A 19,963-nucleotide genomic window follows, 5' to 3' on the forward strand; every position below is an offset into this window, starting at 1 on the left:
ATAACACAGGAGGCTCCCCATGGAACCGTTAATGGCCCTGGCGATTGGTTTGCTGTACGCCACTGCCGTATTCATGATGCTGCGACGTTCGATCGTCAAGCTGGTGATCGGTTTGCTGCTGCTTTCCAACGGCGCCAACTTGTTGATTTTTACCACCGCAGGCATGACCCGTGGCGCACCCCCTCTGATTCCCGAGGGCATGCTGCAGCCATTGGGGCCCGTGGCTGACCCGCTGCCCCAGGCAGTGGTGCTGACCGCCATCGTCATCGCGTTTGGCGTGCTGGCGTTTGCCGTCGTACTGATTCGCCGCGCCTATGAAATCGTCAAGGCGGATGATTTGGACAAGATGAAGGATACCGACACGTGAGGCCTGAAGTCGCACTTCCCGTTTTGTTGCCTCTGCTTTCGGGGGCAATATCGCTGCTGTTCTGGCGGTCGCGGCCCATGCAGCGTTTTGTGGCCGTTGCCGGTAACGTTGCGCTGCTGGCGGTCAGTCTCTGGCTGTTTGTCGCGGTACTGAACGACGGCTATATCACCATGCAGATGGGCAACTGGCCCGCGCCATTCGGCATTACACTGGTGGCGGACATGCTCAGTGCGGTGATGATCCTGCTGACCGGCATCATCGGTCTGGCCATGGGTATTTACTCATTGGCCACCACCGGGCGTGGCCATGAAAAATTCGGCTACTACCCGCTGATGCACCTGCTGCTGGCCGGTGTGGCCGGAGCCTTCCTGACCGGCGACATGTTCAACCTCTACGTGTGGTTCGAGGTGATGCTGGTGGCATCGTTTGCGCTGCTGATTCTGGGTGGCGAGCGTGCCCAGATGGAAGGAGCCATCAAGTATGTGACGCTGAACCTGTTGGCATCGGTGATCTTTCTGACCGCCGTCGGTCTGCTGTATGGCACGGTCGGTTCGCTGAACATGGCCGATATCGCCCTGCGCATGGACGAAGCCGAACACAGTGGCATGGTGGAAGTGCTGGCCGTGATGTTCATGGTGGCCTTTGGTATCAAGGCGGCCGCGTTTCCGCTGTTTTTCTGGCTGCCCGCGTCCTATCACACGCCGCCCGTGGCGGTATCGGCGCTGTTTGCCGGGCTGCTGACGAAGGTCGGGGTGTACTCGCTGTTCCGCGTTTTCACGCTGATCTTCGATCAGACCATGGGCTATCTCCAGGACATCATGTTGTGGGGGGCAGTCTTGACCATGGTGACCGGCGTGCTGGGGGCGGCGGCGCAGTATGAATTCCGCCGTATTCTCTCGTTTCACATCGTCAGCCAGATTGGCTACATGATTCTTGGTCTGGCGCTCTATACCCCGCTGGCCATCGCCGGTGGCGTGTTTGCGATCATGCACAACATCATCGTGAAAACGAACCTGTTCCTGATCAGTGGTATCACGCACCGCTTGCAGGGTACCTATCAGCTCAAGAAGATGGGCGGGCTTTATCGCGAGCGCCCCTGGCTTGCCGTCGCGTTCTTCATTTCGGCTTTCTCGTTGGCAGGCATACCGCCGCTGTCCGGTTTCTTCGCCAAGTTCGTACTGGTGCGAGCAGGTCTGGAAGCGGGCGCCTATGTAGCCACCGGGATTGCTTTGGCCGTGGGCTTGATGACCCTCTACTCCATGGTCAAGATCTGGAACGAAGTGTTCTGGAAAGCCTTGCCGGAAGAGAACAAGGTGCCTGCAACCCAAACGCCCACAGGCGATGATGGCCGTATGCTCAAACCGAGCCTGTGGATGATGTATCTGCCGGTGATCGTATTGGCCATGATGTCGCTGCTGGTGGGTGTTTTCGCCGAGCCCATCATGCAGGTCATGAATCAGATTGGCGATCAATTGATGAACCCGGCAGGCTACATTGAAGCCGTGCTCGGCGAGTCAGCGAATGTCATCGATGCACTGCTGGAAGCGGCAGATGCGGGCGTGGATCAGGCGAGTGAAGTTCAGGAGGAAGCTCCATGACCGGTGCAATTTGGAACTTGTTACTCGGCCTGGCCTGGGTACTGTTGAGCGGTGATTTCTCGGGCTTGAACCTGCTGGTAGGCATGGTGTTTGGTTATATTGCGCTGGTATTGATCGAGCCTCAGGTCGAGGCGCTGAAGGGATACCCTTTACGAGTGCCGCGCATCATCGGCTTCATCGGTTTCTTCATGAAAGAGCTGGTGCAGGCCAATCTACGTGTCGCGTTCGACATCCTGACGCCACCCTGGCACATGCAGCCAGGCGTCATTGCACTGCCGCTGGCGGCACGCACGGAAATGGAGATCACCATGGTGGCCAACCTGATTTCGCTGACGCCGGGTACCTTGAGTCTGGACGTCTCGGATGATCGCCGAGTGCTCTATATCCATGCCATGTTCCTGGACGATGAAGATGAGCTGAGACGCAGCCTCAAAGAGATGGAGCACCGAGCCCTGGAGTTATTTCGCTGATGGATACCGTGATTTTGATTAGCCAGGTCTTGATGGGCTGCGCCCTGATATTGACCTTTGTGCGCGTGGTGCGAGGCCCCAGCTTGCCGGACCGAGTGGTGGCGCTGGAGCTGTTTTCCACCACGGTAGTGGGGCTGGTGGGGGTGTACGCCATTCAGTCAGGTGTATCGAGCTTTCTGGATGCCGCCATCGTCATCGCGCTGATGGGCTTCTTGGCCGCCATAGGATTCGCTCGCTTTCTGGAACGTGGGGGACCGCGTGATGATTGATTTTGTCAAAGGAACGCTGGTGTTGACCGGCGCCAGCTTCATGCTGCTGGCTTCCATCGGTTTGCTGCGCCTGCCCGACTTGTTGACCCGCATGCATGCCACTACCAAGGCCGCCGCGCTGGGCGTTATCTTGATCATGCTGGCGGCGGCCATGCACTTTGCCGAAGTAGGGGTGGTCGCACGTGCGTTCGCGATCATCGTCTTTATTTTGATCACAGCGCCCATTGCCGCTCACGTGATTGGCAGGGCGGGTTACTTCGTGGGCTCCCGTCTATGGAGCGGTACGGTGAAGGACGAGCTCAGGCCCAATTATGATCCGCTCACCCATGAATTGAAGAGTGGGCTGGAAACCGAGGAAAACGCCAAACGTCAACCTCGACCAACAGACCCTGATTGACAGCTAATCAACGAGTTAGCTAAAGGCCACCTTCGGGTGGCTTTTTTTATGGCTGTGCCAACGGAGGGCTGTCTTTTACGCAATGCGTGTAGCGGCACACTATGCTCGCCAAATTATATACAATATATGTACTGTATAAGATATAGTGTCCATGTATGAAAGCGTGGCGCGGTGATTGACGCGTAGCGAGATGGACAGATGAGACGAAAACAAGACCTACCGGAAAAAGACTGCGTTCAATGCCTGCGCCCATTTACTTGGCGGAAAAAATGGGCGCGCTGTTGGGAGGAAGTGCGTTTTTGCAGCGAACGTTGCCGACGCGAAGCCAGACAGCACAGCACGCCGAGGAGGCACGAGCATGAACAGCACGACTGATATTGTCTGGCTACAGGATAATCTCCGTGTAGCGGACAACCCCTTGTTACATTTCACATCCGCCCCTGATCAACTGGTTTGCCTTTATGTACTGGACCGCGCATGGTTGCGCTCCAACATATCAGGCGAAGAGACTTGCCGCCTTGGCCCGGCGCGCCTGCGTTTCTTGTGGCAAAGCCTGATGGAGCTGCGAGGCGAGCTGCTGCAATTAGGCAGCGATCTGCTGGTACGTATCGGTCACCCTGCCGAAGAGGTGGTGGCCATGGCCACGCGTCTCAATGCTCGACAAGTGTTGGTTGCCGAGCACTCAGGCTGCGAAGAGCGTGCCCACATCGATCAAGTGGCCGAGTCGCTGCCCGAGTATTGTTCACTGGTGCGTTCCGATAGCGGTTATCTGATTGACGCCTCGGCGCTGCCGTTTACGCTGGAAGATTTGCCCGCCAGCTTTTCGGCGTTTCGTCGCCATGTGGAAAAGCATTGCGAGATCCCCGAGCCGCTGAGCATGCCAGTGACGCTGCCTGGGTGGCCAGACGACGCCCCCCGTGGCTTCCCGCCGCTCAAGGATGTGTGTCAGCAGAGCGCGGCCTGGCAGCCAGACAAGCGCCAAGGCTTTGTATTCGTAGGCGGTGAATCTGCCGCCCGAGACCGGCTGCAGCACTATCTGTGGCGGCAGAACGGCGCTGAGTCTTACAAGAAGACCCGCAATGGCTTGCTGGGCGCCAATTTTTCGACGCGGTTTTCGCCTTGGCTGGCCAGAGGCTGCCTCTCTGCTCGGCAAATACATCGTGAGGTCAAGGCTTGGGAAGCCATCAACGGTAGCTGCGAGTCCAGCTACTGGATCGTGTTCGAGCTGTTGTGGCGTGACTATTTCCATCGTGCCGCGCAATTGGAAGGGGCCACGTTATTTGGTCGCGAGCAACTCCCCGTACCCAGCGAGGCGTTCAATCGCTGGCGTGATGGCAAGACAGGGGTCCCGTTCATCGATGCGGCGATGGTCGAGCTCAAAGGGACCGGATGGATATCCAACCGCGCACGGCAGAACGTGGCCAGTTTTCTGGTCAAGGACCTGGGCGTTGATTGGCGCTTGGGCGCTGGCTGGTTCGAGCATTGCCTGATCGATTACGACGTGGCCAGTAATTGGGGTAATTGGCGCTACATTGCCGGAGTAGGGCGAGACCCTCGGCAAGACCGCTATTTCAATGTGCTGAAGCAGGCGGGGCATTACGACCCCAAAGGTCTCTATGTCGCATACTGGCTGCCCGCCCTCGAGTCCTTGCCCTTTGGCCTCGAACGGCACCAGCCCTGGCGAGTCGCGCCTTCCAGATTCGATGCGCCTTGTGTGCTGCCCAGTGAATGGCACCGCTGGCTGATTTCTGCCGAAGAGTTCGAGGAGACCGATGAGTAAGGAAGCAGGACGCGTCATGAACGAATGTCGATTGGCATGGGGCTTGGGTCTGGCCGGGCTGATCCCGTTCATTGCGGCGAGTGGCGCAGCATGGTGGGCGCCTACCGCCTGGCAGGTCACGGCGATTTACGGGTTTACTTACTACAGTGCGGTGATTCTGTCGTTTCTGGGTGGCGTTCATTGGGGCAGTGCGCTGCAGGTCTCGCGGCTGGGTAACGGCAGGCGCCTGCTGCTGGCCATGGTGCCTAGCCTGATTGCCTGGCCTGCGCTGATGTTCGATGTGGTGACGGGGCTATGGGTGCTGTTGGCAGGCTTTGTGCTCATTGGTCTTTACGATGTCAGCCGCGATGGCCGTGAAGGATTTCCTCGCTGGTACACAGGGTTACGCTGTGTGCTGACCGGTATCGTGGGGGCTGCCCACCTGGTGGTGCTGTGGCGGCTCATGGCCTGAGGCTGGTATCAGACCCGTTTCTGAGCCATTATCACAGCCACGCCAAGGACAGCCATGAGACGATGACATGTTATTGAAATCCAAAGCATCACCCGCTTTCGCGCCCACCTTCAAGCCAGCCTTGATACTGGCAACGATGCTGGCTTTGGGGGGGCAATCTGCCCAAGCCAGCCCTCAACTGATGACCGAAGTCGATGCGAGGGCCGCCGAGCAGGTTCAATATGCCAGCTTCAACCAGTGGCTGAGTGATTTCCGCCGTTACGCCGCCAATCAAGGGATCAGTGAAGCTACTCTGGCCAAAGCGCTGGACGGTGTGCGTTATCGCGAGCGCGTGATCGAGCTGGATCGTTATCAGCCCGAGTTCGTCAGGCCCATCTGGCAATACCTCGATAGCGCAGTGTCCAGTACGCGCATTGCCAATGGTCGTGAAAAGTATGCCCAGCATCGCGATACTGCTCAACAGATGCAGCAGCGCTATGGGGTGCCTGCCGAAATCATCGTTGCCATCTGGGGTGTCGAGAGTAATTACGGCAGCAACTTTGGTGACTTTTCGACGCTGGAGTCACTCGCCACCCTGGCCTACGACGGCCGTCGCCGTGATTTTGCCCGCGGAGAGCTTCTGGCAGCGCTGCGTATCATCGATCAGGGAGATATCGCCGCCGATGAGATGCGCGGCTCCTGGGCCGGGGCCATGGGGCATACTCAGTTCATCCCCAGCAGCTTCGAAGCCTATGCGGTGGACGGCGACAACGATGGACGGCGTGACATCTGGGGCAGTATTCCCGATGTCATGGCCTCGACGGCCAACTACCTGGCCCGCGCCGGTTGGCAAGCAGGCCAGCCCTGGGGAGCCGAAGTGGTGCTGCCTGATGCGTTCGACTACTCGCAAACCGAGCGTTTGAGCTCGGCCCAATGGGCCGCGCAGGGCGTACGAGCAGTGAATGGCGATTTGCCTGCTTTCGATAGCGCTGCCGTCATCGTGCCAGCAGGCGCCAGTGGCCCAGCATTCATCGTAGGCCCCAACTTCCGTGCCATTTTGCGCTACAACAATGCGACCAGCTATGCGTTGGCGGTGGCGACATTGGCCGATGCCATTGCCGGGCGTCAGGGCATTACTCAGTCCTGGCCCACTCATGAGGCACCTTTGTCGCGCGACGATGTCAGAACGCTGCAACAGCGGTTGAACAACGCCGGTTATTCGGTGGGCACCGCCGATGGCATCATGGGACCCAATACCCAGGCAGGTGTGCGAGCCTTCCAACGTGATCAAGGGCTGGTGCCAGATGGCTTTGCCACTCAATCGCTGCTCGAGCGACTGCCATAATTCCATTACCCCTTTAATCCAACTATCAAGGATGCGTTGCGATGGTGAATAGACTGCGAAAGGCCATGGGCATGACGGCTCTGGCGAGTGTGCTGATGGCGAGTGCCAGCGTACAGGCTGAGGACAAGGTGTTCGGCTGGGTGGAGAATGCGTTCATCGAGCCTTGGGGCATTGGCGTCAAGGCCAAACTGGACAGCGGTGCGCTGACCTCGTCGCTGGACGCCCGTGACATCGAGATTTTCGAGAAGGATGGCGAAGACTGGGTGCGCTTTCGCTTAAAGCTGGAGGATCAGGCCAGCGGTGAGACCTTCAGCGACGAAATCGAACGTCCGCTTTATCGTGAGCAAACCGTGCGCGGCGCCGGTGGGCGCGATGAACGCCCCGTGGTGCTGATGGATGTGTGCATGGGCGACACCATCTATGAAGAGCAGTTCAGCCTGCGCGACCGTGAAGAAATGATTTACCCGCTGCTGCTGGGGCGTCGCACGATCAGCCACCTTGGATTGCTGGATGTGCGCAGAACGTTCCTGCAGACACCGGAGTGTGGGGAGAATGCCGAGTACGTTCCCCACGACCCCGAAGACGATCAAACCTGATCAATAGGGTGAGTCAGAACAGCCGTGCCAGCAGCGCCGTCACGGCGGTTTCTACTCTCAGGATGCGCGGGCCCAGGTGCATGCCCTCGCATCCTGTTGCCAGCAGTTGCTCGACTTCCCATTCGATAAAACCACCCTCTGGCCCCACGAAAAGTGCACAGGGCTCGTCGATGCCGCGTGGGCAGGCGTCGGGCATGCCGGGGTGAGCAACGAGCCCCCGTCGCTCGTGTAGTACGCCGTTCAGGTGATCTTCCAGAAAAGGGCGAAAGCCCTTGCACAGCGTGACCTGCGGGAGCTGCGTGTCGCGTGCCTGCTCCAACCCGAGCAGGAGATGCTGGTGCACCTTTTCTGGGCGTAGCTCCGGCGATTGCCAGTAGCTTTTCTCCACACGCTGGGTGTGCAGTAGGGTAATCTGTTTCACGCCTAGCGCAGTGACATGTTCCAGCGTGCGGGCCAGCATGCGCGGGCGCGGCAAGGCCAGCACCAGATGCACCGGTAGCGGGGGCGGTGGAGGCGTTTCCAGCGGGCCCAGGTGGAAGGTGGCAACGCTGTCGCTCAGCTCGATCAGCTCGGCCTTGCCCATGTTGCCTCCCTGAACGCCCACGCTCAGTTGGTCCCCCGGCTGGGCGCGATGTACGTCGCGCAGATGCGTCAGGCGGCGGGTGTCGGTCAGGTGGGCTCGTTGGCCGTTCACCTCACTGGGGTCGAGCAAAATCAGATTCATGATGGTCGTCTATTAGTCGTGGGCAGGCCGCGCATCGCGGCACTAATCCGTTAAGCTGGCTTGCATGGGCGTGTGTTGCAGGCACAATAGCAGCCATGGCGACAAAAGCCTTTATCGCGTTTAAGGAGATACGCTGTGCGCGTCATTCGTAAATATGCCAACCGCAGGTTGTACGACACACAACAAAGCCGCTACGTGACGCTGGAAGATTTGCGCCGTCTGATCATCGACGAAGAGCCTTTTCGTGTCGAAGATGCCAAAAGTGGCGAAGACCTCACGCGCACGATTCTACTGTCGATCATTATCGAACAGGAGCAGGCCGATAGTGAAGCGGAAGTGTTCTCCAACGACCTGCTGGCCCAGTTGATTCGCGTGTATGACATGTCGTCACCGCTGCCTCTGGCGCGCTATCTGGAACAGGGCACCCAGCTGATGCTGGAGCAGCAGAAGCGCCTCCAGAGCCAGTGGCAGCAGGCCATGCGGCATACGCCCATGGAGTTCATGCGTGAACTGGCCGAGGAGAACATGCGCTTTTGGCAGAACACGCTCAACCAGCCTTCCACCAAGGAAGACGACGACCCAACGGATGGCAAGCCTTAGCTTCACAACAGCGCTGGGTTTCAGACAGCGCTTGGCGCCCCGCTAGCGGCTGCGTTATGGCATAATGCGCCCATCGATGCTCTCCTGTTTTGAGAAGGATACCCATGAAAGTTTTGATGATCGGTGGCGGTGGTCGTGAACATGCCCTTGCCTGGAAGCTTGCCCAATCCCCCCAGGTCGAGCAGGTGTTCGTAGCGCCTGGTAATGCAGGCACGGCCACGGAGCCCAAGCTGAGCAATGTGGCCATAGCCGCAACCGACCTGCCGGCACTGGTGGCGTTTGCTCAGCAAGAGCAGATCGCCCTGACGGTCGTTGGCCCGGAAGCGCCGCTGGTGGAAGGGGTGGTCGATCAATTTCAGGCAGCGGGCCTGACCATCTTTGGCCCTACCCAGGGGGCTGCTCAGTTGGAAGGCTCCAAGTCCTTCACCAAGGACTTCCTGGCCCGCCACGCTATTCCCACCGCCGACTACCAGACCTTCACGGCGGTCGAGCCAGCGCTTGACTACCTAGCCCGCATGGGTGCGCCCATCGTCATCAAGGCCGATGGCCTGGCCGCCGGCAAGGGCGTGATCGTGGCCATGAGCGAAGCCGAAGCCGAAGCCGCCATTCGCGATATGCTGGAAGCCAACGCCTTTGGCGATGCCGGTGCCCGGGTCGTCATCGAAGAGTTTCTGGACGGCGAAGAAGCCAGCTTCATTGTCATGGTCGACGGTGAACATGTCGTCCCCATGGCCACCAGTCAGGATCACAAGCGTGCCTACGATGGTGATACCGGCCCCAATACCGGCGGCATGGGGGCTTACTCACCGGCGCCTGTGGTCACGCCCGAGGTGGATGCCCGCATCATGGAGCAGGTGATCCTGCCTACCGTACGAGGCATGGCTGAAGAGGGCAATGCGTACACGGGCTTCCTGTATGCCGGTTTGATGATCGACGCTGCGGGCCAACCCAAAGTGATCGAATACAACTGCCGCTTTGGTGACCCGGAAACCCAGCCCATCATGATGCGTCTGGTGTCGGATCTGGCGGAGCTTTGTCTGGCGGGTGCCAAAGGCGAGCTGGCAGGCAAGCAGTGTGAATGGGACAGCCGTGCGGCGGTGGGCGTGGTCATGGCGGCGGGCGGTTATCCCGGCAGCTATCGCAAAGGCGATGTGATTCACGGTCTGACCGATGCCGAGCAGGCCCAGTGCAAGGTGTTCCACGCCGGCACTGCCCTGACCGATGAAGGCGAAATCGCCACGGCCGGTGGGCGCGTGCTGTGTGTCACGGCGCTGGGCGACAGCGTATCGGCTGCTCAGCAGCAGGCCTATCAGGGGGTCAAGGCCATCCAGTGGGAAGGTGCCGAGTTCCGCCGTGACATCGCCTTCCGCGCCATTGCCCGGGAAGTGAATCACTAACGACCCCTTTCGTCACCCAAGCAGGAGAGCCGTCATGGAACGCGTTGCTATCGAATTTCCCGCAGACGCGGTGATCCACCGCCATACCCTCTCGGTGCGGGTGACCGACATGAACTACGGCCGCCACCTGGGGCATGATGCCCTGGTGTCGCTGCTGCATGAAGCCAGGGCACAAGCACTGGGTAGCCTGCACTTGCCCGAGTGGGATATGGGCGGCTATCCCAGCGTCGTGGTGGACCTGGCGATACAGTATCAGCAGGAAGCGCGCTTCCCGGAGGTGCTGGTTATCGAGACGGCGGTGCCTGAACCTCAGGGCAAGGCATTGACCGTCTATCAGCGTGTCTTGAAGGAAGGCAGCGAGACCGTGGTCGCCACGGCCCGAATCAACAAGCTGCTGCTGGATCTGGGGGCTGGCAAGCCGGTGCCCATTCCTGACGCGGTGAAGCAGACACTCGCCGAGGCAAGGGGGAGCTGATGTCCCGAGAGTACCCCATCATTGCCGTCACCGGCTCCTCCGGGGCTGGCACCACGACGGTGCGTCGCAGCTTCGAGCGCATGTTCCTGAGAGAAGACGTCCACGCGGCCATGGTGGATGGCGATGCCTTCCATCGCTATACCCGCGATGACCTCAAGCGCATCTTCCGCGAAGAGCCCGAGCGCAAGGATGAGCTTTCTCACTTTGCCGTCGAGGCCAACTTGCTGGATCGTCTGGAAAGCCTGTTCGTCGAGTACGGTGAACACGGCACTGGCACCTATCGGCACTACATCCATGCAGAGGACAAGCAGAAGATCGAAGCCGGTTACCGAGTGGGCACCTTTACCGAATGGCAGGCACTGCCCTGTGGCACCGACCTGCTGTTTTATGAAGGGCTGCACGGCGGGTTGGTGACTCAGGAGTACGACATTGCCCGGCACGTGGATTTGCTGGTGGGCGTTGCGCCGACCATGAACCTGGAGTGGATTCAGAAGATCGATCGTGACACCAAGCTGCGTGGCTATTCCCAGGAAGCGGTCATCGACACCATTCTGGGGCGCATGGACGATTACGTGCGCTATATCCAGCCGCAGTTTTCGCGTACCCATATCAACTTTCAGCGCGTGCCTACCGTCGACACCTCCAACCCCTTCGAGGTGCAGGATATCCCCACCGATGCCGAGTCTTTCGTGGTGATTCGCTTTCGCGACCCCTCGACCGTGGATTTCCCCTGGCTGCTGGCCATGATCAAGGATGCGTTCATGACGCGGCCCCACACGCTGGTGGTGCCCGGTGCACGCATGTCGTTGGCGATGGAGTTGATCCTCGCCCCGTTGGTTCGCCACCTGCTGGCTCAGCGCCGTTTCCGATAGGCGCGTTTAGCCAGCTCTTTTGACAATAACGCGCCACACCAAGGAGGCTGCGATGGAGTGCCTGTTTTGTAAAATCATCAACCGCGAGATTCCTGCGGATATCGTCTTCGAAGACGAGCATGTGCTTGCCTTTAACGATATTAGCCCTCAGGCGCCTACGCATCAGCTCATCATCCCTAAAAAGCACATTGCCACGCTCAATGACATTGCGCCTGACGACCTGCCGGTGATCGGCCGCTTGCAATATACCGCTGCCCAGTTGGCCAAACAGCAGGGGTTTGCCGAGGACGGCTATCGGGTGGTCATGAACTGTAACGAAATGGGCGGGCAGACGGTCTACCACATCCATATGCACCTGATGGGCGGGCGTCAGTTCACTTGGCCTGCAGGCTAAGTCTAACGCGGGAGGCTCGCTTTGGCGGGCTAAGGGCGCCGTCATGCGCCCTGGCAAAGTCAGCCATCGCGAGCTGAAGCTCCCTCCCACACCCGCCCTGAAAGGCACTGGTGGGAGGTCGCTTTAGCGGGCGAAAGGCGCCTGCGGTCAGGCGTCGATGCGCTTGTACTTCATGCGCTTCGGCGTGTCGTTGCCGACTCGTTTCTTGTGATCTTCTTCGTATTCCGTGTAATTGCCGTCGAAGAACACCACTTCCGAGTCGCCCTCGAAGGCCAGGATGTGCGTGGCGATACGATCCAGGAACCAACGGTCGTGGGAGATCACCATGGCGCAGCCGGGGAAGGCCAGCAGCGCTTCTTCCAAGGCGCGCAGCGTCTCGATGTCCAGGTCGTTGGACGGTTCGTCCAGCAGCAATACGTTGGCACCCTGCTTGAGGGTTTGCGCCAGCTGCAGGCGCCCGCGCTCACCGCCCGATAGCTCGTCCAGGCGCTTCTGCTGGTCGTTGCCCTTGAAGTTGAAGCGACCCACGTAGGCACGCGAAGAGACTTCATAGCCGTTGATGTTGAGAATGTCCTGGCCGTCGGACACCGCTTCCCAGACCGTCTGCTTGTCATCCAGCGCATCGCGCAACTGCTCGACGTAGGCGATATCCACGGTTTCACCGATTACCACGTCGCCCGCATCCGGCTGCTCCTTGCCGGTGACCAGCTTGAACAGCGTCGATTTACCCGCGCCGTTACCGCCGACGATGCCGACAATGGCACCCTGGGGAATGGTGAAGGAGAGGTCCTGGTAGAGAAGCTTGTCATCGAAACGCTTGGTGACGTTGTGGAATTCGATGACCTTGTCACCCAGGCGCGGGCCAGGCGGAATGTAGATTTCGTTGGTTTCGTTGCGCTTCTGGTAGTCGCCGGACTGCATCTCTTCAAAGCGATTGAGACGTGCCTTGCTTTTGGCCTGACGGCCTTTGGCGTTGCTGCGTACCCACTCCAGCTCCTGCTTGATGGCCTTCTGGCGCGAGGCTTCCTGCTTGGCTTCCTGGGTCAGGCGCTGCTCTTTCTGCTCCAGCCACTGCGAGTAGTTGCCCTCGAAGGGGATACCCTGGCCGCGGTCCAGCTCGAGAATCCAGCCCGCCACGTTGTCCAGGAAGTAACGGTCGTGAGTGATGGCCACGACGGTGCCGTTGTAGTCGTGCAGGAAGCGCTCCAGCCAGGCCACCGATTCCGCATCCAGGTGGTTGGTAGGCTCGTCCAGCAGCAGCATGTCCGGGCTGGACAGCAGCAGGCGACAGAGGGCAACACGGCGGCGCTCACCCCCGGAAAGGTTACCTACCTTGGCGTCCCAGGGCGGCAGACGCAGCGCTTCGGCGGCCACTTCCAGCTTACGCTCGATGTTATGGGCGTCGGCGGCTTCGATGATGTTTTCGAGCCGCGCCTGTTCGCTGGCGAGGGCATCGAAGTCTGCATCCGGTTCTGCGTAAGCGGCGTAAACGGCATCCAGTTTCTGCTGAGCTTCCTTGAGGGCACCCAGCGCTTCCTCGACGGTATCCCGGACGTTTTTCTCGTCGTCCAACTGCGGCTCTTGGGGCAAGTAGCCCACGTTGATGCCGGGCATCGGACGAGCTTCACCTTCAAACTCTTTATCGACACCGGCCATGATGCGCAGCAGCGTGGATTTACCAGCGCCGTTCAAGCCCAGTACGCCAATCTTGGCGCCCGGGAAGAACGACAGCGAGATATCCTTGAGAATTTGCTTCTTGGGAGGCACGACTTTGCCAACCCGATTCATGGTGAATACGTATTGCGCCATGGAAATCCGTTAGGTTGTGGTAAAAGCGGGGCCAGCAGTGCTGGCTTGGTGTACAGATGATAGTGCCCAGCGCGGCTAAAGGCCAGCCGCACGGTACTGAGTCAGGTGAGCAGGATGAAACGAAAAAACGTACGGAAATGAAAAGTTCTACGCAGACGGGCGTGAATCAATTGGCCTCCCACAGGCTGGCCTGGAGGCACTCACTGCTGCGGGAGGGGGTTGTTGTGGGAGGGAGCTTTAGATCGCGACGATTCAGGCACCGGTGCCTGCCCAGGCCGTCGCCCAATGAAATTGGCCTCCCACAAGCTGGCCTGGAGGCACTCACTGCTGCGGGAGGGGGTTGTTGTGGGAGGGAGCTTTAGCTCGCGACGATTCAGGCACCAGTGCCTGCCCAGGCCGTCGCCCAATGAATTGGCCTCCCACAAGCAGGTTTGGGTGGCTACCCAGGCTATCCTGAATCCATTACGCGCTGAATTAAATGAAAAGGGGCAATCCAATGATTGCCCCCTGTTCGAACGACAGAGCATCTGCCCGTAAGGCGCTACTCTTCTTCGTCCCAGTCATCTTCGATGGCGCGTTGCAGGCGTCGTTCTTCTAACCAGGCCTCTACCTGGCGCCGAGCGCGCAGGGTATCGGCTTTGCTGGGCTTGCTCTTGGCATACTGGTCGTCGTTGACCGCGTCAAGGTTGTCGAAGTCGTCAGCGTCCAGCCCGTCGTTGGTGTAAGTCTCGCGATTCAAGGGGTCACGGCTCATGGTATGCCCTCCAACCCAAGCCGGCGCACCGGCATCACAACGGCTTCCTTCAACCATGGCTCCTTTTGCTGTCCAGGAGCCATGACAAATGGAAGCACCTAACGCTAAACAAGCGCCTAGGCGCTATATAACGTCAGTTGAGGCGAAGTTCAAGTACAACTTGCATTGACCGCCGTTAAAAATTGCGAGCTGCCGAGCAAGGTGACCAATCGCTGTCAAATGCGGAATGGCAATAGACGCTATTCGGCCAGCTCCTGCTGCTTCTTCAACGCCGCCAGGGCCAGTTGGGCTTCGACCCGTTCGGTGACATCTTTCTGCACGCCGATGAAGTACATCAGGTTGTCGGCCTCATCGTAAACGGGCGTAATCGATAGCTCGTTCCAGAACATCGTGCCGTCCTTGCGATAGTTGCGCAGCACTTCGCGAGAGGGGCGGCCATCCTGCAGGGCGTCACGAATCGACGCGAGGGCATCCTGGTCGCGGTCTTCGTTCTGCAGGAAACGACAATCTCGATAAAGGATTTCGTCTGCACTGTAGCCGGTCAGACGCTCGAAGCCCTTGTTGACGTAAATCAGAATGTTTTCGTCACCTTCCTGCTCTGCAACGACAATGCCATCTTCAGAAGCATCAACAATGCGTTCGAGTAACTCCGGACTGATCAAGGGAGATCGTTTCATCAATGGATTCCTGTTGCTTCTCGTCATTCTAGCCGTGTCGCTGTTCGTCAGCGCGAGGCTCGTTATAGGCAGGGTAGGCGATGCCACTTACCACTGATTACAGCTAGGATAGCAAAAAAACCACGTTACGCCGTGATTCCCGCCCATCATGGCGAGCGTTGCACGGGTTTGCAATCCTTGAAGATCACTCTGCTTCTGGAAGGCGCTGAGCGCTTACCATGGCCCCCAGTGCAGTGACCGCCAGCACCAGCAGCAGAGTGCTGCTGCCAAGCCACTGTGCCAGCCCGCCAATCAGGCCACCCACTGCCAGCATGAGCACTCCTGTGAAAGTGTTGGACAGCGCCACATAGAGTGCTCGGTTGTCCTGACTGGCTATATCGACCAGGTAGGTTTTGCGGCCCAGGCGAACCCCATGGTGAATGATCATCAGCAGGGCATAAACGCAGGCGTAGGGCAGTACGCTGCGGGTCCACTCGCCCGGTAGCCAGGCAATGCCCGCGCCTAGGCAGCAACACAGTGCGGTACCGATGGCAGCATCACGCATGACGCGGCGGCTGGAGTGGTCCGCGCGTTTACCCCAGATGGGGCTGGCAATCATTGCTGACAACCCTGACACCACCACCATGATGCCTAGCCCGCCCAGCTCACTGCCGCTTTGCTGTTGACCCAGCAAGGCCAGATAGGGCAGGGCGAGCGCACTGGAGAGCAGCAGCGCCCTGGCCAGGTTGAAGTGCAGGAAGGTGCGATCCTCACGCATCAGGGTGACCCCGAGCTTGATGCTGTCCCAGGCATTTTGACCGCCTTCTACGGCGCCCGGCACTTCCTTGATACGCGCGGCGCTGAACGCGTTGAGCAACCATCCCGCCGCCGCGACACATAGCAGCAGGGCCAGCGCCACGTTACCTGGACGATCACCGAACCATAGCAATACCCCCCCTGCTACCAGCGTGGCGGCCCCTGCTACGCTGCCACTCCAACCCATCAGGGTGCCTCGCCGGCGCTTGGCAATGGTCTTGCCCAATACGTCCTTGGTGGCGATCGACGAAAGCCCCCTCGCCAATGAAAGCACCACCAGTACCGCCAGCACCAGAAATCCGCCCACTGTTCCGCTGCCCCAGAGCGCCAGTAGCGCGAGGCACAGTGCGGCCAAGGCTTGAAGCAGCGCTCCGGTGACCCATACCCACTTGCGCTGAGGTTTCAAGCGGATAAATCCTGCCACGAAAAGCTGAGGCAGCAGCGCACCAGCCTCGCGGATGGGTACCAGCATGCCCACCATCCAGACCGGCGCACCAATAATGCCCATCAACCAGGGCAGCACCAGCCGCGCACTGGAAAGTTCATCCGCCAGCTTGTTGCCCAATGCCGCCCACAAATGATGAAAAAAATTGCGCGGCTGCTCTTGGCAGGCGCCGTCAGGGATATCGGCGCACATGCGGCTATCATCATCGCCCGTCAGCCACTCATAGAGACGCGTTTGTGTAACATCCGGCTGGGCCATCGGGGTTCCTTGGCAGTTGCTAATATAAGATGACAGAATGGTTGATCAACATCATAGCGTAATCAACACGATAATTTAGCTTGCCTGGGAATCGACCGATAAGGAGTACGTCATGCCGCAGATCCGGATTCGCTACTGCACCCAGTGCCAATGGCTGCTGCGCAGCGGCTGGTACGCTCAAGAGTTACTTTCCACCTTTGGTGAGCAGCTCGATCAGGTGGCGTTGGTGCCTTCCCATGGCGGCAGCTTCGAAATCTGGTGCGATGACGCGCTGCTTTGGGAGCGCAAGCGTGACGGCGGCTTTCCAGACATCAAGACCCTCAAGCAGCAGGTGCGTGATCATATCGACCCCGAGCGTGATCTTGGGCACATAGACCGATGAGCCAGGACAGAACAGCCATCCTGTATGGGCTGGGGGCCGTGGCGCTATGGTCAACGGTCGCGACTGCCTTCAAGCTGGCGCTCTCCTGGATGAGCCCGATAGAGCTGATGTGGCTGGCGGCATTGGTGTCGTGGCTGCTGATGGGGGGGCTGGTGGCCGTTCAGGGTCACATGCGCCAGGCGCTCAGGCATGGATGGCGTACGGCCCTGTGGGCGGGGCTAATGAACCCCGTAGCATATTATCTGGTGTTGTTTGCAGCCTACGACCGCCTGCCGGGACAAGAGGCCATGGCCTTGAACTACACCTGGGCATTGGCCATGGCGTTTTTGGCAGTCCCCTTGCTAGGACATCGGTTGACGCGTAGAGACATCGTGGCAGGGCTCATTGCCTATGCGGGCGTATGGGTGATTGCGACCCGAGGCCACGTATTGAACGTTGCGTTCGAAGATGCGTTAGGGGTTGCGCTGGCCCTTGCGTCAACGCTGTTGTGGGCACTGTACTGGTTGCTGAATGCGCGGGATGCACGTCCGCCGTTGGTAGGGCAATGGCAAAATTTCAGTGTCGGGTTACCTGTTTTAACCGTTCTGTTACTTTTGGGGCCTGGCTTTCAGTGGCATGGCATGGTGGCACTGGCATCCGGGGTTTACGTGGGGCTATTCGAGATGGGCATTGCCTTCGTGCTTTGGCAGTTGGCAATCCACAAAACTTCTCGAACCGCCAAGGTATCTACGCTGATATTCCTCTCTCCACCGGTGTCACTCATGCTGCTTTATGTCGTGGTAGGCGAGCCGCTGCTGGGCTCGACGCTGATTGGCCTGTTGCTGATATTGATGGGCCTGGCTTTCCAGCAATGGCCCAGAAAAGCGCCTCTCGAGACGGGCTGAATGTTTTTTTCAGCACTTTATTGTAAATTTTTGTGACTTTTGTTTTTATGGCTTGCCACTGGCACTCAGGCGTTTAATTTAAGCTAATATCAATTTGCTAAGGTTTTCTTGCTAGACAATGCTTAGCCAATTGAGCGCGGCAAAAACAAAACGCGATAGATGAGTCAGTGTCGGCGGGTAAGCAGCCAAGGGGGTGACAATGCAAAGTGTCCGCGTTGTTGCAAAGGAAAGGCTACTTGCTCATCTGCAGCGAGAAACGTTCATAAGGGATCCATGGCCATGAAGAACAACGCGACAACACCAACAACACCCACTTTTCTACAACGCGGCTTGCTCCCCGCAGCCGTGGCAACGCTCAGTTGCCTGCCGCTGACTGCGCTGGCTCAAAACCTGCCTTCCACGCTGTACGCGCCGGGCTCGACAGATGTGGTCAGCACCATTCAGCAAAGCATCGTCAGTAACCCTCAGGTCAATGCTGCGTGGGCCAATTTCAGCGCGACAGGCAGCGACGTGCGTGTTGCCCAAGGCAACTATCTGCCTTCCATCGATGTCTCGGCGGGGGTCGGTCGCAGGGACCAGCAGAACGATGGCCGGGGCAGTTACAACAGTGACTTCGCCGAGCTGACCCTGACCCAGATGGTCTTCGATGGCTTCGCGACGCGTAGTGAAGTGGAGCGTCTGGATCGTACGCGGCTGATTGCCTATTTCGAGCTGCTGGGGGCCAGTGAAAATATTGCGTTGGAAACGTTCCAAGCGTATCTGGATGTCATGCGTTTCCGTGAAATGGTGCGTTTGGCGCAGGATAACTACCGTGAACACCGCCGCGTGTTTTCGCAGATCGAAGAGCGCGCCCTTTCGGGTGCGGGCAGAGGGGTAGACCTGGCGCAAATCAGTGGCCGTCTGGCGCTTGCCGAGTCCAACCTGATGACCGAAGCCTCCAACCTTCATGACGTGACGGCGCGCTATCAGCGCCTGGTCGGCCAGCTGCCGCCTCAGAACATGACGCCTGCGCCTTCACTGGCGGCTGATTTGCCTGCCGATGTGGGTCAAGCGATCCAGATGGCGTTCCAGGGTAACCCTGAATTCCATGCGGCCATCGAGAACATTGCTGCCCAGCGTGCCGTGCAGAGCGCAGAGCGTGCTGCGTTCATGCCGCGTCTGGATATCCAGGGGCGTACCGGCACCAATAATCAGGATGACGCCATTTCAGGACGCCGCGACGAGCACAGCATTCAGCTGGTCGCGAGCATGAATCTCTACCGCGGTGGTTCTGACAGTGCTGCCTTCGATGCGGCCACTACACGTATCGAGCAGGCGGTCAACCAGCGCGAAGTCGCCTGTACCAACGTGCGTCAGACCACGCAAATTGCTTACAACGATACCCAGCGCATTGGTGAACAGCTGCGCTATTTGAATGACCATCGTCAGTCCATCGACCGAGTTCGGGGTGCCTATCAGCAGCAGTTCGATATCGGACAGCGCACCCTGCTGGATGTGCTGGACAGCGAAAACGAGTTCTTCGAGGCCAGCCGGGCCTACGCCAATGCTGAGTTTGACCTGACGCTGGCGCAAGCCCGCACGTTGGCTGCCATGGGCCAACTGATGCAAACGCTGGAGGTCGCCCGTGACGACATCCCCAGCCTGGCAGAACTTGGCTACGAAGGCATGGCGCAGAATCCCGAGATGGCGTGCGGTACCGAAGGGCCACGTGGGTTTACGTTGGAAGATTTCACCCGTGGCATCAGCGGGTTACCGATGAATACCACCACGCCGCAAACGGTTTACACCTCGAGTGAACCCGCTCTGCAAGCAGAGGTTCAAGAGAGCGTCTGGGCCGAACCGACGATGCCGACGGTCAGCACAGCGCCCAGCGTGGGTAACCTGTACATTCAGGTAGCCTCCCTGGGGGTGGCTGAGCGTGCCGAGCTGCTCAGCGCACAGCTGGGTGAGCAGTTGACTAGCCAGTCGCGAGTATATGCATCATCAGGCAACTTTCGGGTTCAGCTGGGGCCGGTCGCTTCCATGAGTGATGCCCAGCAACTGCAGCAAACCCTGCGTGGCCTCGGTTACGCCGATGCCTTCGTGACCAACGGCTAGCCGCCACCGGCTACTGAAAACCAGTGATATGCCCGCTGCCAGCAAGCGGCGGGTTGGTTTCAGTGACCACTCTGGCGTGCCTTTCATGAGCAGTAGACGCTTCACCTGAGGATATGAGGTCTGTGTGACACAAGCGAAGGTAACGACG

General features: G+C 59.0%; 23 protein-coding genes. 18 read left to right on the plus strand and 5 right to left on the minus strand.

Going from position 1 to position 19,963, the window contains the following annotated elements; all coding sequences use genetic code 11:
* Positions 1-19 precede the first annotated feature (19 nt).
* The 10 genes from FEU76_RS02810 (at position 20) to rloA3 (ending at position 7,252) form a co-directional block, all read left to right on the plus strand.
* Positions 20-367, plus strand: a complete 348-nt coding sequence (locus FEU76_RS02810; protein WP_039182023.1) for a Na+/H+ antiporter subunit C — start codon at positions 20-22, stop codon at positions 365-367.
* The gene (locus FEU76_RS02815; protein ID WP_039182026.1) at positions 364-1,965 is read left to right on the plus strand and encodes a Na+/H+ antiporter subunit D; all 1,602 of its coding nucleotides are present in this window, start codon (positions 364-366) and stop codon (positions 1,963-1,965) included. Before FEU76_RS02810 ends, FEU76_RS02815 begins: the two co-directional genes overlap by 4 nt.
* On the plus strand, positions 1,962-2,435 hold the full coding sequence (locus FEU76_RS02820; protein WP_039182030.1) for a Na+/H+ antiporter subunit E: 474 nt from the start codon (positions 1,962-1,964) through the stop codon (positions 2,433-2,435). Before FEU76_RS02815 ends, FEU76_RS02820 begins: the two co-directional genes overlap by 4 nt.
* Positions 2,435-2,704: a monovalent cation/H+ antiporter complex subunit F gene (locus tag FEU76_RS02825; RefSeq protein ID WP_039182034.1), complete on the plus strand. Its 270-nt coding sequence runs from the start codon at positions 2,435-2,437 to the stop codon at positions 2,702-2,704. Before FEU76_RS02820 ends, FEU76_RS02825 begins: the two co-directional genes overlap by 1 nt.
* Positions 2,697-3,101, plus strand: a complete 405-nt coding sequence (gene mnhG / locus FEU76_RS02830) for a monovalent cation/H(+) antiporter subunit G (protein WP_039182037.1) — start codon at positions 2,697-2,699, stop codon at positions 3,099-3,101. Before FEU76_RS02825 ends, mnhG begins: the two co-directional genes overlap by 8 nt.
* 198 nt (positions 3,102-3,299) lie before the next feature.
* A complete protein-coding gene (locus FEU76_RS02835; protein WP_144980136.1) occupies positions 3,300-3,476 on the plus strand; it encodes a DUF2256 domain-containing protein in 177 nt (58 codons plus the stop codon).
* Entirely contained in the window at positions 3,460-4,881 is a 1,422-nt protein-coding gene (locus FEU76_RS02840; protein ID WP_144980139.1) for a DASH family cryptochrome, read from the plus strand. Before FEU76_RS02835 ends, FEU76_RS02840 begins: the two co-directional genes overlap by 17 nt.
* On the plus strand, positions 4,874-5,332 hold the full coding sequence (locus FEU76_RS02845; protein WP_227407785.1) for a DUF3429 domain-containing protein: 459 nt from the start codon (positions 4,874-4,876) through the stop codon (positions 5,330-5,332). The genes FEU76_RS02840 and FEU76_RS02845 overlap by 8 nt, the downstream gene beginning before the upstream one ends.
* Positions 5,333-5,399: 67 nt before the next feature.
* Complete coding sequence (locus FEU76_RS02850; RefSeq protein ID WP_096921224.1) at positions 5,400-6,656, plus strand: lytic murein transglycosylase; 1,257 nt, start codon at positions 5,400-5,402, stop codon at positions 6,654-6,656.
* 65 nt (positions 6,657-6,721) lie between these two features.
* Positions 6,722-7,252, plus strand: a complete 531-nt coding sequence (rloA3, locus tag FEU76_RS02855; RefSeq protein WP_016916573.1) for a retropepsin-like aspartic peptidase RloA3 — start codon at positions 6,722-6,724, stop codon at positions 7,250-7,252.
* Positions 7,253-7,265: 13 nt separating this feature from the next.
* On the opposite strand, the gene FEU76_RS02860 is transcribed toward rloA3, so the two are convergent.
* Positions 7,266-7,976 carry a 16S rRNA (uracil(1498)-N(3))-methyltransferase gene (locus tag FEU76_RS02860; RefSeq protein WP_144980145.1) on the minus strand — a complete coding sequence of 237 codons (711 nt, stop codon included), beginning with the start codon at positions 7,974-7,976 and terminating at the stop codon, positions 7,266-7,268.
* Positions 7,977-8,111: 135 nt separating this feature from the next.
* On the opposite strand from FEU76_RS02860, the gene phaR reads away from it, so the two are divergent.
* From phaR to FEU76_RS02885, 5 genes are all read left to right on the plus strand, one after another.
* On the plus strand, positions 8,112-8,576 hold the full coding sequence (gene phaR, locus FEU76_RS02865; protein WP_016916575.1) for a polyhydroxyalkanoate synthesis repressor PhaR: 465 nt from the start codon (positions 8,112-8,114) through the stop codon (positions 8,574-8,576).
* A gap of 104 nt (positions 8,577-8,680) precedes the next feature.
* Positions 8,681-9,973, plus strand: coding sequence for a phosphoribosylamine--glycine ligase (purD, locus tag FEU76_RS02870; protein WP_144980149.1), 1,293 nt, complete (start codon positions 8,681-8,683; stop codon positions 9,971-9,973).
* Between the two features lie 34 nt (positions 9,974-10,007).
* Positions 10,008-10,448, plus strand: coding sequence for an acyl-CoA thioesterase (locus FEU76_RS02875; protein WP_016916577.1), 441 nt, complete (start codon positions 10,008-10,010; stop codon positions 10,446-10,448).
* Positions 10,448-11,320, plus strand: a complete 873-nt coding sequence (locus FEU76_RS02880; protein ID WP_039182055.1) for a phosphoribulokinase — start codon at positions 10,448-10,450, stop codon at positions 11,318-11,320. The genes FEU76_RS02875 and FEU76_RS02880 overlap by 1 nt, the downstream gene beginning before the upstream one ends.
* A gap of 52 nt (positions 11,321-11,372) precedes the next feature.
* On the plus strand, positions 11,373-11,714 hold the full coding sequence (locus tag FEU76_RS02885) for a histidine triad nucleotide-binding protein (RefSeq protein WP_039182057.1): 342 nt from the start codon (positions 11,373-11,375) through the stop codon (positions 11,712-11,714).
* A gap of 147 nt (positions 11,715-11,861) precedes the next feature.
* Here the strand turns inward: FEU76_RS02885 and ettA are convergent, their stop codons facing one another.
* From ettA to FEU76_RS02905, 4 genes are all read right to left on the minus strand, one after another.
* Entirely contained in the window at positions 11,862-13,523 is a 1,662-nt protein-coding gene (gene ettA, locus FEU76_RS02890) for an energy-dependent translational throttle protein EttA (protein ID WP_016916580.1), read from the minus strand.
* A 541-nt stretch (positions 13,524-14,064) separates the two neighbouring features.
* Complete coding sequence (locus FEU76_RS02895) at positions 14,065-14,277, minus strand: PA3496 family putative envelope integrity protein (protein WP_039182061.1); 213 nt, start codon at positions 14,275-14,277, stop codon at positions 14,065-14,067.
* 239 nt (positions 14,278-14,516) lie between these two features.
* On the minus strand, positions 14,517-14,954 hold the full coding sequence (locus tag FEU76_RS02900) for a PAS domain S-box protein (protein WP_039182065.1): 438 nt from the start codon (positions 14,952-14,954) through the stop codon (positions 14,517-14,519).
* Between the two features lie 184 nt (positions 14,955-15,138).
* Positions 15,139-16,452: an MFS transporter gene (locus FEU76_RS02905; RefSeq protein ID WP_144980151.1), complete on the minus strand. Its 1,314-nt coding sequence runs from the start codon at positions 16,450-16,452 to the stop codon at positions 15,139-15,141.
* Positions 16,453-16,564: 112 nt separating this feature from the next.
* On the opposite strand from FEU76_RS02905, the gene FEU76_RS02910 reads away from it, so the two are divergent.
* The 3 genes from FEU76_RS02910 to FEU76_RS02920 all read left to right on the plus strand — a co-directional run bounded on the left by FEU76_RS02910 (position 16,565) and on the right by FEU76_RS02920 (position 19,815).
* Positions 16,565-16,834, plus strand: coding sequence for a SelT/SelW/SelH family protein (locus FEU76_RS02910; protein WP_144980154.1), 270 nt, complete (start codon positions 16,565-16,567; stop codon positions 16,832-16,834).
* Positions 16,831-17,718 (plus strand): DMT family transporter, encoded by an 888-nt coding sequence (locus FEU76_RS02915; protein ID WP_144980157.1) that lies wholly within the window; start codon positions 16,831-16,833, stop codon positions 17,716-17,718. The genes FEU76_RS02910 and FEU76_RS02915 overlap by 4 nt, the downstream gene beginning before the upstream one ends.
* Before the next feature lie 279 nt (positions 17,719-17,997).
* Positions 17,998-19,815, plus strand: a complete 1,818-nt coding sequence (locus FEU76_RS02920) for a TolC family outer membrane protein (protein ID WP_260851338.1) — start codon at positions 17,998-18,000, stop codon at positions 19,813-19,815.
* The last annotated feature ends 148 nt before the right edge of the window (positions 19,816-19,963 follow it).

The organism is Halomonas sp. C22 (assembly GCF_007655045.1).
Taxonomy (GTDB): domain Bacteria; phylum Pseudomonadota; class Gammaproteobacteria; order Pseudomonadales; family Halomonadaceae; genus Vreelandella; species Vreelandella hamiltonii.

Bases quoted from the DNA above. Each gene is read 5' to 3' on its own strand.
- FEU76_RS02905 (WP_144980151.1), bottom strand. From the start codon at position 16,452: ATGGCCCAGCCGGATGTTACACAAACGCGTCTCTATGAGTGGCTGACG.
- FEU76_RS02915 (WP_144980157.1), top strand. From the start codon at position 16,831: ATGAGCCAGGACAGAACAGCCATCCTGTATGGGCTGGGGGCCGTGGCG.
- FEU76_RS02875 (WP_016916577.1), top strand. From the start codon at position 10,008: ATGGAACGCGTTGCTATCGAATTTCCCGCAGACGCGGTGATCCACCGC.
- ettA (WP_016916580.1), bottom strand. From the start codon at position 13,523: ATGGCGCAATACGTATTCACCATGAATCGGGTTGGCAAAGTCGTGCCT.
- FEU76_RS02845 (WP_227407785.1), top strand. From the start codon at position 4,874: ATGAGTAAGGAAGCAGGACGCGTCATGAACGAATGTCGATTGGCATGG.
- rloA3 (WP_016916573.1), top strand. From the start codon at position 6,722: ATGGGCATGACGGCTCTGGCGAGTGTGCTGATGGCGAGTGCCAGCGTA.
- FEU76_RS02820 (WP_039182030.1), top strand. From the start codon at position 1,962: ATGACCGGTGCAATTTGGAACTTGTTACTCGGCCTGGCCTGGGTACTG.
- FEU76_RS02835 (WP_144980136.1), top strand. From the start codon at position 3,300: ATGAGACGAAAACAAGACCTACCGGAAAAAGACTGCGTTCAATGCCTG.
- purD (WP_144980149.1), top strand. From the start codon at position 8,681: ATGAAAGTTTTGATGATCGGTGGCGGTGGTCGTGAACATGCCCTTGCC.
- FEU76_RS02885 (WP_039182057.1), top strand. From the start codon at position 11,373: ATGGAGTGCCTGTTTTGTAAAATCATCAACCGCGAGATTCCTGCGGAT.
- FEU76_RS02860 (WP_144980145.1), bottom strand. From the start codon at position 7,976: ATGAATCTGATTTTGCTCGACCCCAGTGAGGTGAACGGCCAACGAGCC.
- FEU76_RS02850 (WP_096921224.1), top strand. From the start codon at position 5,400: ATGTTATTGAAATCCAAAGCATCACCCGCTTTCGCGCCCACCTTCAAG.
- FEU76_RS02880 (WP_039182055.1), top strand. From the start codon at position 10,448: ATGTCCCGAGAGTACCCCATCATTGCCGTCACCGGCTCCTCCGGGGCT.
- FEU76_RS02840 (WP_144980139.1), top strand. From the start codon at position 3,460: ATGAACAGCACGACTGATATTGTCTGGCTACAGGATAATCTCCGTGTA.
- mnhG (WP_039182037.1), top strand. From the start codon at position 2,697: ATGATTGATTTTGTCAAAGGAACGCTGGTGTTGACCGGCGCCAGCTTC.
- FEU76_RS02910 (WP_144980154.1), top strand. From the start codon at position 16,565: ATGCCGCAGATCCGGATTCGCTACTGCACCCAGTGCCAATGGCTGCTG.
- FEU76_RS02895 (WP_039182061.1), bottom strand. From the start codon at position 14,277: ATGAGCCGTGACCCCTTGAATCGCGAGACTTACACCAACGACGGGCTG.
- FEU76_RS02810 (WP_039182023.1), top strand. From the start codon at position 20: ATGGAACCGTTAATGGCCCTGGCGATTGGTTTGCTGTACGCCACTGCC.
- FEU76_RS02920 (WP_260851338.1), top strand. From the start codon at position 17,998: ATGAAGAACAACGCGACAACACCAACAACACCCACTTTTCTACAACGC.
- FEU76_RS02900 (WP_039182065.1), bottom strand. From the start codon at position 14,954: ATGAAACGATCTCCCTTGATCAGTCCGGAGTTACTCGAACGCATTGTT.
- FEU76_RS02825 (WP_039182034.1), top strand. From the start codon at position 2,435: ATGGATACCGTGATTTTGATTAGCCAGGTCTTGATGGGCTGCGCCCTG.